Raw genomic sequence first — 13,464 nt, 5'->3', positions numbered from 1 at the left:
GGGTCCACACCAGGCACCCCCGACCAGGGAGACCCATGCCCCACCTTGCGCTGTACACATTCGGCGTCCTGAAGTCCCCTCTCGCCGATCCCGGACCTCTCACGCATGAGTTCTACGACATCGGTGAGGCCGTCTACGGGAAGATCGGCCGGCACCCCGGATACCTCGCGCGTGCTGAACCGGCAGACAGCGACCGGGGCGTGCTCTTCGAGGCGGACTGGGGTGCCTGGGGAGAGTTCGCCGTACCGACCTGGTACGGCAAGGGCCGTGCGGTGGAAACCACCGCCCTGGCCACGACGCTCTCACTCTGGACCGGCCTGCGCCCCGCCTTCGACGCCATCTACACCGGTCTGCACCGTGAGGCGCTGAACAGGCGTTACGACTGGTTCGAGCGGACAGGAAACCCGAATTACGTGTGCTGGTGGGTCTCCGACGACGCGATACCCACCTGGCGGGACGGGGTTTCCAGACTGGAGCACCTCCACGACCACGGCGCCGCGCCGCACGCGTTCACCTTCCACGACTCGTTCGCCCCGGACGGAACTCCGGCCAGGATCAAACAGGTTCGCTGACAATGAAGCCTGAACGGCTGAGGTGGTTCGTGTCGGAGAGGTGGCGCTGTGGCAGGGGCGCGCCGCGGCTACAGCGAACTGGCAGCAGCAGACCGGGATCCGGCTCGATGCGGTCCGCTATCTGGTGGACAGGGGAACCGGGAGGAAGGCGGGCGCGTCGAACTGGCATTGCACCGGCACCGGGGGGAGAGACGGACGGCCGTCTCGCCGTGTGCCGAAGAGGAGAACGACATGAACGCCCTACGCCGCTCAGCCGCTTTCGTCGCCTGTACGACCGCCGCCGCGGTCGCCCTGATCGCGGGGTGTGCGGATCCCGCGGCACAGCACGGTCGGGCAGGTATCGGCGCCGCGCCGCACACTTCCACGCCGGACGTTCGGGCCGCCGTCCCGTCCGCCACGACATCCGCCCCCTGTCCGTCCGGCGACACGTGGCAGAACCGGCCGAAGGCCGCGAAGACAACCCCTGAAGCCCTGGCCCTCGCCGTCGCCCTCGACCCGCACTCGTACCCCGAGTACGCGGCCACGTACGGCAATCTGGTGGTCGACTACCCGGTCGGACGCGTCGCGCTGTGCTTCACCGACCCGGCCGCGGGTCACCGGATGGCCGAGGCGGCCAAGAAGGCCCACCCCGGCATCGACCTCGGCCGTCTGGACGTCTACCGCAGCCGCTACTCCGAGCGCACCCTTCTGGGGGCGGTGGACACGATGAGCCAGAAGACCACCGTCGCCGGCTTCCCCATCTACACCTTGGGTCCCGCCAACGACGCTTCAGGCATCGACGTCACCACCACCGCTCAGGGTGCCCGGTCGGCCGCCCTGCACAACGACCTGAGCACCCTTGCGGGCGGCATTCCGGTCCACGTCAGAGAAGGCGGCCAGCCGGTCTCGGCATCGTAGTGACGGGGTCAGCGCTTTCGGCTGGCCTTCTTGCCGGCTTGCGCTGCCGCCTTGCGCTCAGTGGTCGCGCCCGTTGTGCTGAGCGCGCCGCCGGCGGTCTCCAGGTGGGCGCGTACGAACCACTGGAACAGTTCAAGCTGTCGTAGCTGACCGATAAGCATGTCTTGCGTGACGGGGTCGGGTTCGTCGGTGGCCTCTGCCACGCTGCGGTGTTCTTCGATGATGCCCGTGTACACGAGATCGAGCGCCCCGAGGTGCTCGATGGCGCCGGCCCGGCCCACCGCGTAGTCGTCCCAGGTCCGCTCGCTCACGAGTGCGCCCGGTGTCCCGTGGGGTGATCCTCCCAGGGTGGAGATGCGCTCCGCCGTCTCGTCGACCATGGCGCGCACTGCTTCGACCTGCGGGTCGAGCATTTCGTGTACCGCGATGAAGTGCGGACCGACCACGTTCCAGTGAATGTGCTTGAGGGTGAGGGCCAGGTCGTTCAGGGCGTGCAGACGCAGATGAAGCAGTTGGATGACGTCGCCGCCCTCCTTGATGGACATTCCTGGAACGGTGTACTTCGGTGCTGAAGCGGCCATGGTGGTTTCGTCGTCCATTCTTGTCGGAGCTTTGCCGGAAATTACCGGCGGGAATGTGCAGGCCGGTGGACGCAGTCGGAACGTACTGTCCGGGCCCGACCAGGTTTCTTCGTAGAGGCGATCACGCTAGGGAAGGGGCGTGCCGCCAGTGGCGTTGAGGATTTCCGCCGTGATGTAGCTGGCTTGAGGCGATGCGAGGAAGACATAGGCCGGTGCCATTTCCGCCGGCTGGGCCGGGCGGCCCAACGGCGCCTGCTTGCCGAACGAGGCGGTGTCGGGCATGGTCGCCGGGATGAGGGGAGTCCAGACCGGGCCGGGGGCCACCGCGTTGACCCGGATGCCGTCCTCGGCGACCATCTGGGCCAGGCCCTGGGTGAAGGTGACGATGGCGCCCTTGGTCATCGCGTAGTCCAGCAGGTGCGGGCTGGGCTTGTACGCCTGTACCGACGTCGAGTTGATGATGCAGCCTCCCCGTGGAATGTGAGGCAGCGCCATCTTGGAGAGCCAGAACATCCCGTACAGGTTGGTGCGCACGACGCGGTCGAACTGTTCGGTCGAGATGGCGCTGATGCCTTCGGGCTGGGACATCTGGTAGGCGGCGTTGTTCACGAGGATGTCGATCCGGCCGAACTCGTCGACCGCCCGTTCGATGAGCGCCCGGCAGGCACTCTCCTCGCGGATGTCGCACTCCACCGCCACCGCCTTGCGCCCGGCTTCCTCGACCAGGCGCGCGGTTTCGCGGGCCTCGTCGAGTTCCTCCGGCAGGTAGGTGATCAGTACGTCGGCGCCCTCCCGGGCGTACGCCAGAGCCACGGCACGGCCGATGCCCGAGTCACCGCCTGTGACGACCGTCTTGAGATCCTTCAGCGTCCCGTGCCCCTCGTAGGACTCTTCGCCATGGTCCGGCGGCGGATCCATGGGGCCGCTCCAGCCTGGGTGCTGCTGGTCCTGCTGGGGAAACTCCGGCTGCGGATGCTTGTCCACCGGATTTTCTCGGCCCTGTCCGTTGTCCGCCATGGCGCCTCTCTTCGGTCCTGGACCATCATGGGTTCCCGGAAACAGGCGGATAAACCAGGAATCGCGACCCTTGTGCTCAGTCCGGGTGTGCGGGCCGGAGTCGTGAGGCACCTGGCGAATCACAGCAGCCGATGTCGGCAGGCGAGCCGCCCCCGCGAACCGTTTGCCCGCGTGGCTCGCGCAGCGCGCCAAGCCCCGCCGCGGAGTGCCGAGTCAACTCGGCACGTCCTCCCGCCGCCGGTCGTCGTCGCCGGCTGCGGCGGGGATGGCGGGGATGGCGTTGTCGATGAGGACCGCGGCGATGGCGGCGGCGGTGGGGAAGGCGTCCGCGTTGAGGACCCGGGTGCGGGCCGCGGCGCCGTCGATGAGCAGTGCGAGCTGCTCGCCGAGCTGTTCAGGGTCGGCGGCGCCGGCTTCGCGGGCCGTGTCGGCGAGCCGTGCGGCGACGGCCGTCTTGTAGTCGCGTGCGTACTGGGACGCCGGGTGCTCGGGATTGTGAAGCTCGACGGCGGCGCCGATGTAGGGGCACAGGGGAGTGGTGGAGGGGACGTCGAAGGCGGCGAGGAGCCGTTCGCGGGGCGTGAGGTCGGTGCGGTCGAACACGCCGGACAGCACGGAGGGGTCGAATCGGCGCAGGTACTCGGCGACGAGTTCGTCCTTGCCGGCGAAGTGCTGGTAGGCCGTGCGCTTGGACACCTGGGCCGCCGCGCAGAGCTGGTCCATGCCGGTGCGGTTGATGCCCTGCTCGCGGAACAGTTGCTGGGACGCGCCGAGGATGCGCTCCCGGGCGCCCCGGCCGCGGCGCCGGCCCGTGGGGCCCTTCTCCAACTCTGTCATGAGCCCAGCCTACCTCAGCCTGGTAACGACCGGTGTACATAGTTTGCGTCCCGGTCGCCCGCCCCGTACCGTAAGCACACAGGGCGGTGTACTTAAAGCCGTCACCCCAGGTGCACACGGCACCACCGACCCAAGGGAGCGACCATGGGAAAGCTCGACGGCAAGGTAGCGGTCATCACCGGCGGCACCACCGGCATGGCGCTGGCCGGCGCGAAGCTGTTCGTCGACGAGGGAGCGCACGTCTTCCTCACCGGCCGCCGCCAGGACGCGCTGGACGAGGCCGTGCAGCAGATCGGCCGCAACGTCACCGGCGTCCAGGGTGACGCCGCCGACCTGGACGACCTGGACCGCCTGTACGACACGGTCAAGCGGGAGAAGGGAAGCATCGACGTGCTGTGGGCCAGCGCCGGCATGGGCGAGCCCGCCCTGCTCGGCGAGATCACCGAGGCCCACTTCCACGAAGCGTTCTGGCTCAACGCCCGCGGCACGCTGTTCACCGTCCAGAAGGCCCTCCCGCTCTTCAACGACGGCGGCTCCATCCTCATGACCGGCTCCAACGCCTCCCTCGGCGCCTTCCCCGGCTGGAGCGTCTACGCCGGCAGCAAGGCCGTCCAGCAGGCCTGGGCCCGGGTCTGGCTCAACGAGCTGAAGGACCGCCGCATCCGCGTCAACGTCCTGACGCCGGGCCAGGTCGCCACCGCCAAGCAGGCAGAACTCTTCGACGAGGCGACCAAGCGCCAGTTCGAATCCCTCATCCCCCGCGGCCAGATGGGCCGCCCCGACGAAATCGCCACCGCCGCCCTCTTCCTCGCCTCCGACGACTCCAGCTACGTCAACGGCATGGAACTCGTCGCCGACGGCGGCACCACCGCCATCTGAACCGGACATCACACCACCAGGGCAGGACACATCATGAGCAGCATCAGCATCAGCATCAGCATCATCGGCACCGGGAACATGGCCCGCACCATCGGCGCGCGGGCAACAGCGGGCGGCAACACCGTCGAGGTCATGGGCCGCGATCAGTCCAAGGCCGCCGACCTGGCCAAGGCCCTCGGCGGCGGCGCCACGGCAGGAGAATGGGGCACCGCCCCGGCCGGGGACATCGTCATCGTGGCCCTGCTGTACGACGGAGTCGTGCCCGTGGTCACCCAGTACGGAGACGCCCTCGCGGGCAAAGTCATCGTCGACATCAGCAATCCCTTCAATGCCACGTTCGACGGGCTGGCCCACCGCGAGGAGACCTCGATCGCGCAGGAAGTCGCCAAGGCGGCCCCTGCCGGTGCCAGTGTGGTAAAGGCGTTCAACACCGTCTTCCGCCATGTCCTGGAGAAGGGGCGGCCCGACGTCTTCATCGCCGGCGACAACGCACGGGCCAAAGCACGCGTGGAGGCGTTCGTCGAGAGCCTCGGACTGCGCCCGCTGGACGTCGGCGGCCTGAAGATGGCGCACTGGCTGGAAGGAGCGGGCTTGGTCACGGTGGGCCTCGCCAACAACGGAGTGGGGAACCTGGACTTCGCCCTCGGCATCACCCAACTTCCGGTCTGAGCAAACGGCTGAGGAGCCCCCGCTGTGCGTCACGTGCTTCAAGCGCGTGTTTCACCTCATGCGGGTCGTCAGTGGTCCTGCCCATCCTCACCATCGACAGGGTCATGGCCGCCACCTCCCACCAACCGGAGGCCCACCAATCGGAGGCCCAGGAACCGGAGGCGGTTCGGTGACGCCGCGTTCGGGGATCGGCGGGGTGGTGAGGCGTCGGCCGTTGCGGGTTGCGGCGGTTTTGGCCCAGGTGCTGGTGGAGACGGCGCCGAGCGCGAGTGCGACGAGGCCGCAGCTTCCGAGGACGGCCCAGGCGGTGCGGCTTGAGTTGATGAAGTCGGCGCCGGTGCCCGCCACGAGCGAGCCGGTGACGGCGACGCCTATGGAGATGCCGAACTGGCGGGCGCTGGCGGCGAGTGCGCCGGCGACGCCGACCTGGTCGGGTGGCAATCCGGAGACGGCGGTGTTGGTGATCGGTGGGGTGATCATGCCCGCGCCGAGGCCGAAGAGGGCGTAGGCGGCCAGCAGGTAGCCGCTCGCGGTGTGCGCGGTCAGGGGGACGAGGAGGAAGCCGCCGACGGCGAGGAGCGCGCCGCCCAGGGTGAGGGGGAGGCGGGCGCCCTGGGAAGCGAGGAGCCGCCCGGAGAGGTTGGCGGCGACCGCTTGGCCCACGGCCAGCGGGATGATCATCAGTCCGGCGTGCAGGGGGCTGAGGTGGCGAGCGTCCTGGAGATAGAGGGTGTTGAGGAACAGGAACCCGCCGAGACCGGCCGACATCACCACGGAGATGGTGTTCGCGCCGGAGAACGGAGGGCTGCGGAAGAACCGCAGGTCGATCAGTGGCTCGGAGCGCCGGGGCTCGACGACGAGGATCCCGGCGAGGGCCACGGCCGCGAGTACGTACAGCCCGACGATCCAGGGGTCTGCCCAGCCGATGCGGGGGCCCTCGATCGTCGCGGCGATGATCGACGCGAACAGGACGACGATCAGCGCCTGGCCGGGCGGGTCGAAGGCGCGGGCGCGGGCGGCCTTGGACTCGGGGACGAATCTCCGGGTGAGCAGGATGGCGGCGATCCCGATCGGGGCGTTGACCCAGAACACCGACCGCCAGCCGATACCGCTGACCAGCAGGCCGCCGAGCACGGGCCCGGCCGCGACGGTGGCGCCGATCGCCGAGCCCCATACGCCGACCGCCCGTGCCCGTTCCCGGGGGTCGGTGAAGACGCTGACGATGATCGACATCGCGACGGGGTTGAGCATCGAGCCGCCCACCGCTTGCAGGCCGCGGAAGGCGATCAGCCAGCCGGCGGTGGGCGCCAGGCCGCAGAGCAGCGAACTGAAGGCGAACAGCGACAGCCCGAGCTGGAACATCCGCTTGCGGCCGAAGCGGTCGGCCATCGAGCCGGACAGCAGGAGCAGGCAGGCCATGACCAGGGAGTAGGCGTCGACCGTCCACTGCAGGCTGCTGTCCGACGCGTGCAGGTCCTTGCTGATCGACGGGAGCGCCACGTTGACGATGGTGAGGTCGATGCCGGTCACGCACACGCTGAGACAGCAGATCGCCAGCACCAGCCGGCGGTGAACGGGACGCGGTGGGCCGGTCGTCGCCGTCGGCCCGGGGGTGTTCGCTGCGCTCATGGCGGATCCTTGAACAGGTTCGATAGAGTCTACGGTGGAAACGGAGAGGCTGTCCGCATCAATATACGGAGACCCTGTCCACTTACGCAAGGCCGTTATGCAAGGACGCGTGAATGACTGACCAGCCGCCCTCCAAACGGGCCGACGCCGCCCGCAACCGCCAGCGGATCCTCGACGCGGCACGCACCGCCTTCGCCGCCACCGGAGCCAAGACGTCGGTCGAGACGTCAATGGCCGAGATCGCCCGGCGGTCCGGGGTCGGCCCGGCGACCCTGTACCGGAACTTCGCGACCCGCCACGAACTCCTGGAGGCGCTGCTCGTCGACGAGGTCGACGAGGTCTGCGCCGCCGCCGCGACGGTCGACGGCGACAGCCCGGGGGACAGGCTCACGACCTGGCTGCGCCGGTTCTTCCAGTACGTCACCACCAAGCGGCCGGTCGTCCTCGGGCTGCTGGAGCACACCGACAGAACCGATCCCGTCTTCGACAGCCGGGGCCGGTTGCTCGCGGCGGGCCGGCCGCTGCTCTCCGCCGCCCAGGACGCAGGCCAGATCGCCGCCGATCTCGACCTCGACCAGATCCTCGATCTCGTGGTGGCCATCGCGAAGATCCCCGGCACCCCGGAATACCGGCAGCCGATCATCGACGCGGCACTCGCCGGACTGCACACGAGCGGCACCTGACCTCCGCGCCGCACATCTGTTCCACCTCCTCCGACGTGTCGTCGGGACGTCGTACCGACATGAAGCCGGTAGGACGGGCCAGACGGAGAAAACGCCGGGCCGAGCGCGAAACGGCCGCGGGACCACGCGACGACGGAGGCACGATGAGGGCACTGACCTGGCAGGGCAAGGGCGACGTGCGGGTGGAGACGGTTCCCGATCCCGTCATCCAGGACCCGACAGATGTGATCGTCAAGGTGACGACCACCGGTCTGTGCGGCTCTGATCTGCACCTGTACGAGGTCTTCGGCCCGTTCCTCGACGCCGGCGACATTCTGGGCCACGAGCCGATGGGGATCGTCGAAGAAGTCGGCGCCGAGGTCACGGCGGTGCGGGTGGGCGACCGCGTGGTCGTGCCCTTCAACGTCTCGTGCGGCACCTGCTTCATGTGCGAGCAGGGGCTCCAGTCCCAGTGCGAGACGACCCAGGTCCATGAACACGGCACCGGCGCCTCCCTCTTCGGATACACCAAGCTCTACGGCCACGTGCCCGGCGGCCAGGCCGAGTACCTGCGCGTCCCCTTCGGGAACACGCTGCCCATCGCCGTACCTCCGGGCCCCTCGGACGACCGGTTCGTCTACCTGTCCGACGTCCTGCCGACCGCGTGGCAGGCGGTGGAGTACGCGGCGGTGCCGCCGGGCGGCACGGTGGCCGTCCTGGGCCTCGGGCCGATCGGAGACATGAGCACCCGCATCGCGCTGCACCGCGGCGCGGAAAAGGTCATCGGCATCGACCTGGTACCTGAGCGGCTCCGGCGCGCCCGGGCCCGCGGCGTCCACACGCTCGACCTCAACGAGTACGGCGACAAGATCACCGACGCCGTACGGGACCTCACCGGCGGGCGCGGGCCCGACTCCGTCATCGACGCCGTCGGGATGGAGGCGCACGGTGCTCCGATCGCCAAGGGCATGCAGCAACTGACCTCGCTGCTCCCCGACGCGTTCGCCGCCAAGCTGATGCAGCGCGCCGGCGTGGACCGCCTCTCCGCGCTCTACCTGGCCATCGACCTGGTCCGCCGCGGCGGCACCATCTCCCTCTCCGGCGTCTACGGAGGCGCGGCCGACCCGCTGCCGCTGCTGACCATGTTCGACAAGCAGATCCAGCTCCGCATGGGCCAGGCCAACGTATGGCGCTGGGTGGACGACATCCTCCCCCTGCTCACGGACAGCGATCCGCTGGGTGTGGACGACTTCGCCACGCACCGGCTGCCGCTGAGTCAGGCGCCGGAGGCGTACAAGATGTTCCAGCAGAAGCAGGACGGCGCGGTCAAGGTGCTCTTCACGCCGTGAGGCGTGAGCAAACTGCTACGAGTGCCCGCCTGGCGGAGTGTCATGCATGTTGCGTACATCACACCTGACGGCCCGTCTTGCGCATTGGTCAGCCATGCGCGTTGGCGGCTTGGGGATGCGAGGCGAGGCTTCGTTTTTGCCGCTGATGCAAAGGGGGGCGTTCGTCGAATCCGTGGGGTGACGTTGCGTCATAAGATGTACAGGGTGTAGTGATCCCGATGGAATTTGCCGTTCCGGCGGGGCTTGCGGAGAGGATTGGAAGGCGCACCGGCCGGTGCGCCTTCCAATGTGTGCGTTACCCGGGCCCGTTCCGGGGTGACCGGGCGCACGCTGTTCAAGGGGGTTGTGCACGTGAGACGTGCGCGCATGACAGTGGCGGCGATGGTCGCCGGGGCAACGTTGTCGTTGCTGGGGACGGGGGTGGCTTCGGCGGGCACAGGACCGGCGCCGACGCCGCAGCAGCGGGCCGCGAACGCCGCGGCGGGGGCGGCGGGTACGGAGGCCGGCAATCCGCTCAGTGCCGCGGCGAAGGCGGCGGAGGTGTGTGCGGACGCCGCCCAGATCGGTACGACGGAGTACATCTACCGGGGTACGGAGACGATCGCCTCGGTCAAGCAGTTCTACTCACCGAGCTGCGACAGGAACTACGGCTACGTCTGGGCCTGGAAGTCCTTCCTGGACCAGAACACCAACTTCAACCTGACGGTCGGCGTGTGGGCGTACGAGCGCGGCGCCCTGGTCGGTGAGCGCGTGGTGATCAACACCCACGCGCAGGAGTTCTGGAGCGACGCGGCCGACACGGGCGACGAGTGCACCTCCGCCGACGGGACGATCAACATCCCGGGGTACCCCGCGCCGCTCAGCACCCGTACGTCCAAGCGCTGCTGACGATCCGTCACCAGGCTTTCCGTACGCCGTCTTTCACATCACTTCCCGCGAGGAACAGGGCGGGGCGGCACCCGTGCAGGGGTGCCGCCCCAGTAGGTCCTGCTCCTTCGCCATCTCACGCATCGGAGAGACCTTCATGCATCCTCGCATGCCCGCAATGCGGCGCCGCAGACACTGGCTGCCGCTGTCCGTCCTGACCGTGGTCACCGCGACGGCCACCATGACCGCCGCCCTGCCCGCGAACGCCCGGCCCGTCGCGGCTCCGCGTGCGGTCGAGGCGCCGGCCGCGCCGAGCGCGACGGCCAAGCCGAAGCCCTCGCCGCTGGGGGTGACGAGGGCGACGGCGAGCACCCCGCTGAAGGCGGTGGGAACCGCCGGCCGGCCGGTGGTGGAGTCCGCCGCGGCCGACCCCGGCTTCTACGCCCTCGGCATCGGCCAGGTCCCCTGGTCCGACTTCTTCTCCGCCCAGCTCTCCGACGGTGTCAGCGCCCAGGTCAACTACGGCAACGGCAACCTGCTCCTGACCGTCGGGGGTTTCGACATCGCCGACGGCGGCCCGGGACTGTCCTACGGCAACACCTTCAACAGCCTCAACAGCGTCGGCTGGAACGCCACTTCGGGCGCCGACCTGCACGTGGAGGAACCCACTCCCGACGGAGTCTCCGTCGAGGGCCCGTCCGGCACCGTCGCCGTCTTCGCCCGCGACGGCTCGGGCTTCACCCCCGCCAAGGGCTACAAGCAGGACCTGACCGAAGCCTCGGACAAGAAGTCCTTCACCCTCACGAGCCGCCGCAACGGGGAGAAGACCACCTTCACCCGCTCCGGCACCACCGGGGCCGCGCGGGTGTCGAAGGTGGAGGACAAGAACGGCAACGCCACCACGGTCACCTACTCCGGCAGCTTCACCTCCAAGATCACCGCGGCGTCGGGGCGCACACTGACCTTCACCAACGACGGCACCCACATCACCAAGGTCGCCGACAACACCGGCCGGTCGATCGGCTACACCTACTCCGGTGACCTGATCAAGACCTTCACCGACGCCGACTCCAGGACCACCACGTTCGACTACGACTCCTCCAACCGCCTCACCAAGGTGACGACGGCGGAGGGGCGGCAGACGAAGTTCACCTGGGACAGCGCCAAGGTCGCCTCCCTCACCCGCGTGGTCAACAACGCCACCGGGGCGGGCAACACCACCGTGTTCACTTGGCTGTTGGGCCCGGAGAACACCGAAACCGAAGGCTTCGTCCAGATCACCGACCCGCGGGGGAAGAACACCCTCAAGACGGTCGACGGCTACTGGCGCACCAAGAAGACCGAGGATCCCCTCGGGCACAAGCGCTCGAAGTCCTGGGGCCCGGACAACGACATCGCCACCGCCACCGACGCGATGGGCGCCTCGCCCCAGGACGGCAACGTCACCAGCTACACGTACGACTCGGCCTTCAACCCGGCCTCCGTCGCCATCCCGACCGGCGCCTCCGCCACGGCGACCTGGGTGAAGAAGGGCAGCGGCTACTTCCCCGAGACGGCGACCTCCGCCTCGGCGGAGAAGACCACCAACGGCTACGACACCTCCGGCAACCTGCTCACCTCCCAGGACTCCACCTCCGGCGGCACCGCCGCGAAGTGGACGTACACCTACAACCCCAAGACGGGGACGATGACGTGCGGCGGCCTGCCCGGCCAGCGCTGCACCGCCACCGACCCGCGGGAGAAGAAGACCAGTTACGCGTACGACTCCGCGGGCAACCTGACGAAGGTCACCCCGCCGAGCCCGCTCAAGCCGAGCACGTACACCTTCGACGACCTCGGCCGCCAGAAGACGGTGACCGACGGCCGCGGCATCACCACCACCTACACCTACGACAACCGCGACCGGGTCAAGACCCAGACCGCCGGTTCGACCACCGCCGCCTACACCTACGACGCCGACGGCAACCTCAAGACCCGTACCACCCCGGCCGGCACGTCGACGTTCGGCTACGACGAGCAGAACCGGGAACGCACCCGCACCCTGCCCGGCACCCCGGCCACGTCGATCACCTACGACGCCACCGGCAACCTGGCCACCGCGACCGACTCCGGCGGCACGGTGACCTACGGCTACGACGACGCCAACCAGCTCACCTCCGTCACCGAACCGGGCGGCGCGAAGACCACGTACGCCTACAACAACAACGGTGAGCGCACCAAGACCACCTTCCCCGGTGGCACCACCCAGACCGTCACCCCCGACGACTCAGGCCGGGCCACGAAGATCGAGGCCGTGTCGGGTACGACGACCCTGTCCTCGATCTCGTACGACTACGCGAGCGCGGGCAAGGACACCGACAAGATCCGCAAGCGCACAGCGGACGGTGCCGCCACCGCCTACACCTACGACACCGCCGGCCGTCTCACCAAGGCCGTGGAGACCAAGAGCGGTACCACGACCGCCGGTTGGGCCTACTGCTACGACAAGGCGGGCAACCGCACCGGCCGCTCATCCGGCACCAGTCTGCCCGCGAGCTGCGACGACGCCACCCAGAAGGCGGAGTACAACGACGCGGGCGAGCTGACCTCCTTCAACGGCAACACCGGCTTCTCCTACGACGGCGCCGGCAACGAGACGAGCGCCGCCAGCCCCACCGGTACCCGCACTGGCGGGACGTGGACCCCCTTCACCCAGCTCGGCGCCTACACCCAGTCCGGCGCGACCACGAACCAGACCTACGCCGGCACCGACAACACCCAGCGCCTGACCCGCGACACGACCACCTTCACCAACGCGGCGGTCGGGCTGAGCAACCAGAGCGCGGCCGGCGCCAGTACCGGTTTCGTCCGCGAACCCTCGGGCACTCTGGTGGCCATGAGGACCGGGGGGAGCAGCCAGTACTACCTGACCGACGTCCAGGGCTCCGTCATCGGCCTGGTCGACGCGACGGGCAAGCGCACCGCCACGTACTCCTACGGTCCCTACGGCGAGCCGCGCACCAACACCGGCACGTCGCAGCCCTACCGCTACACCGGCACCTACCTGGACCCGTCGGGGCTGTACAAGACGGGCGCCCGCTACTACGACCCCAACCTCGGCCGGTTCTCCCAGCCCGACCCCTCGGGCAAGGAGGACAACGCCTACCTCTACGCCGGCGCCGACCCGGTCAACCGGATCGACCCGACCGGGCTGGCCTTCTTCGACGGGGTCGGCAAGGCCTTCGACCTCTACGACATCGCCAGCATCGCCAAGGACGTGTCCGAGGGCAACTACAAGGACGCGCTGGCCTCGGCCGTCGGCATGGCGGCAGGCGCCGCCGCCGAGGCCGCGTGCGGCGCGGTCGCCGCCGCCGTCAGCGCACCGACGGCGGGCGTGGGCGGGCTGGCGGTCGGCGCCACCTGCTTCGGCGTCGGATACGGCGCGGGCGAACTGGGCGAGAAGGCCGCGAGCAGTGTCCTGAACTAGACAACCGGATACCGACAAACAGTGACGAGCGACAGGAGA

At 69.0% G+C, this 13,464-nt stretch carries 12 protein-coding genes; 8 read left to right on the top strand and 4 right to left on the bottom strand.

Annotated elements, in window-relative coordinates; genetic code table 11:
- Nucleotides 1–35: 35 nt before the first annotated feature.
- On the top strand, nt 36–572 hold the full coding sequence (locus ACZ63I_RS17565; RefSeq protein WP_469339558.1) for a DUF3291 domain-containing protein: 537 nt from the start codon (nt 36–38) through the stop codon (nt 570–572).
- Nucleotides 573–803: 231 nt separating this feature from the next.
- Nucleotides 804–1,469 (top strand): hypothetical protein, encoded by a 666-nt coding sequence (locus ACZ63I_RS17560; RefSeq protein ID WP_469339556.1) that lies wholly within the window; start codon nt 804–806, stop codon nt 1,467–1,469.
- Between the two features lie 8 nt (nt 1,470–1,477).
- Here ACZ63I_RS17560 and ACZ63I_RS17555 read toward each other — a convergent pair whose 3' ends face one another.
- The 3 genes from ACZ63I_RS17555 to ACZ63I_RS17545 all read right to left on the bottom strand — a co-directional run bounded on the left by ACZ63I_RS17555 (nt 1,478) and on the right by ACZ63I_RS17545 (nt 3,904).
- On the bottom strand, nt 1,478–2,068 hold the full coding sequence (locus tag ACZ63I_RS17555; protein ID WP_469339555.1) for a Dps family protein: 591 nt from the start codon (nt 2,066–2,068) through the stop codon (nt 1,478–1,480).
- 108 nt (nt 2,069–2,176) lie between these two features.
- Nucleotides 2,177–3,067: an SDR family oxidoreductase gene (locus ACZ63I_RS17550; RefSeq protein WP_469339553.1), complete on the bottom strand. Its 891-nt coding sequence runs from the start codon at nt 3,065–3,067 to the stop codon at nt 2,177–2,179.
- Nucleotides 3,068–3,280: 213 nt separating this feature from the next.
- The gene (locus tag ACZ63I_RS17545) at nt 3,281–3,904 is read right to left on the bottom strand and encodes a TetR/AcrR family transcriptional regulator (RefSeq protein ID WP_469339552.1); all 624 of its coding nucleotides are present in this window, start codon (nt 3,902–3,904) and stop codon (nt 3,281–3,283) included.
- Between the two features lie 144 nt (nt 3,905–4,048).
- Here ACZ63I_RS17545 and ACZ63I_RS17540 point away from each other — a divergent pair, with 144 nt between their 5' ends.
- A complete protein-coding gene (locus tag ACZ63I_RS17540; protein WP_469339551.1) occupies nt 4,049–4,783 on the top strand; it encodes an SDR family NAD(P)-dependent oxidoreductase in 735 nt (244 codons plus the stop codon).
- A gap of 33 nt (nt 4,784–4,816) precedes the next feature.
- The gene (locus tag ACZ63I_RS17535) at nt 4,817–5,452 is read left to right on the top strand and encodes an NADPH-dependent F420 reductase (protein WP_469339550.1); all 636 of its coding nucleotides are present in this window, start codon (nt 4,817–4,819) and stop codon (nt 5,450–5,452) included.
- A 102-nt stretch (nt 5,453–5,554) separates the two neighbouring features.
- On the opposite strand, the gene ACZ63I_RS17530 is transcribed toward ACZ63I_RS17535, so the two are convergent.
- On the bottom strand, nt 5,555–7,081 hold the full coding sequence (locus tag ACZ63I_RS17530) for an MFS transporter (protein ID WP_469339548.1): 1,527 nt from the start codon (nt 7,079–7,081) through the stop codon (nt 5,555–5,557).
- Between the two features lie 113 nt (nt 7,082–7,194).
- Here ACZ63I_RS17530 and ACZ63I_RS17525 point away from each other — a divergent pair, with 113 nt between their 5' ends.
- The 4 genes from ACZ63I_RS17525 to ACZ63I_RS17510 all read left to right on the top strand — a co-directional run bounded on the left by ACZ63I_RS17525 (nt 7,195) and on the right by ACZ63I_RS17510 (nt 13,425).
- Nucleotides 7,195–7,764 carry a TetR/AcrR family transcriptional regulator gene (locus ACZ63I_RS17525; protein ID WP_469339546.1) on the top strand — a complete coding sequence of 190 codons (570 nt, stop codon included), beginning with the start codon at nt 7,195–7,197 and terminating at the stop codon, nt 7,762–7,764.
- A 143-nt stretch (nt 7,765–7,907) separates the two neighbouring features.
- Nucleotides 7,908–9,092: a zinc-dependent alcohol dehydrogenase gene (locus ACZ63I_RS17520; RefSeq protein WP_469339544.1), complete on the top strand. Its 1,185-nt coding sequence runs from the start codon at nt 7,908–7,910 to the stop codon at nt 9,090–9,092.
- Between the two features lie 351 nt (nt 9,093–9,443).
- Nucleotides 9,444–9,980, top strand: a complete 537-nt coding sequence (locus ACZ63I_RS17515) for a hypothetical protein (protein WP_469339543.1) — start codon at nt 9,444–9,446, stop codon at nt 9,978–9,980.
- A 148-nt stretch (nt 9,981–10,128) separates the two neighbouring features.
- Nucleotides 10,129–13,425, top strand: a complete 3,297-nt coding sequence (locus tag ACZ63I_RS17510; protein ID WP_469339541.1) for an RHS repeat-associated core domain-containing protein — start codon at nt 10,129–10,131, stop codon at nt 13,423–13,425.
- The last annotated feature ends 39 nt before the right edge of the window (nt 13,426–13,464 follow it).

This window comes from Streptomyces sp. NPDC087906, assembly GCF_055584925.1.
Note: the sequence above shows the minus strand (reverse complement) of the source record. Positions and strands in the feature narration are given on the sequence as shown.

What these genes read in the sequence shown, in the direction of transcription:
- ACZ63I_RS17565 (WP_469339558.1), top strand. Translation starts at nt 36, where the DNA reads ATGCCCCACCTTGCGCTGTACACATTCGGCGTCCTGAAGTCCCCTCTC.
- ACZ63I_RS17560 (WP_469339556.1), top strand. Translation starts at nt 804, where the DNA reads ATGAACGCCCTACGCCGCTCAGCCGCTTTCGTCGCCTGTACGACCGCC.
- ACZ63I_RS17555 (WP_469339555.1), bottom strand. Translation starts at nt 2,068, where the DNA reads ATGGACGACGAAACCACCATGGCCGCTTCAGCACCGAAGTACACCGTT.
- ACZ63I_RS17550 (WP_469339553.1), bottom strand. Translation starts at nt 3,067, where the DNA reads ATGGCGGACAACGGACAGGGCCGAGAAAATCCGGTGGACAAGCATCCG.
- ACZ63I_RS17545 (WP_469339552.1), bottom strand. Translation starts at nt 3,904, where the DNA reads ATGACAGAGTTGGAGAAGGGCCCCACGGGCCGGCGCCGCGGCCGGGGC.
- ACZ63I_RS17540 (WP_469339551.1), top strand. Translation starts at nt 4,049, where the DNA reads ATGGGAAAGCTCGACGGCAAGGTAGCGGTCATCACCGGCGGCACCACC.
- ACZ63I_RS17535 (WP_469339550.1), top strand. Translation starts at nt 4,817, where the DNA reads ATGAGCAGCATCAGCATCAGCATCAGCATCATCGGCACCGGGAACATG.
- ACZ63I_RS17530 (WP_469339548.1), bottom strand. Translation starts at nt 7,081, where the DNA reads ATGAGCGCAGCGAACACCCCCGGGCCGACGGCGACGACCGGCCCACCG.
- ACZ63I_RS17525 (WP_469339546.1), top strand. Translation starts at nt 7,195, where the DNA reads ATGACTGACCAGCCGCCCTCCAAACGGGCCGACGCCGCCCGCAACCGC.
- ACZ63I_RS17520 (WP_469339544.1), top strand. Translation starts at nt 7,908, where the DNA reads ATGAGGGCACTGACCTGGCAGGGCAAGGGCGACGTGCGGGTGGAGACG.
- ACZ63I_RS17510 (WP_469339541.1), top strand. Translation starts at nt 10,129, where the DNA reads ATGCCCGCAATGCGGCGCCGCAGACACTGGCTGCCGCTGTCCGTCCTG.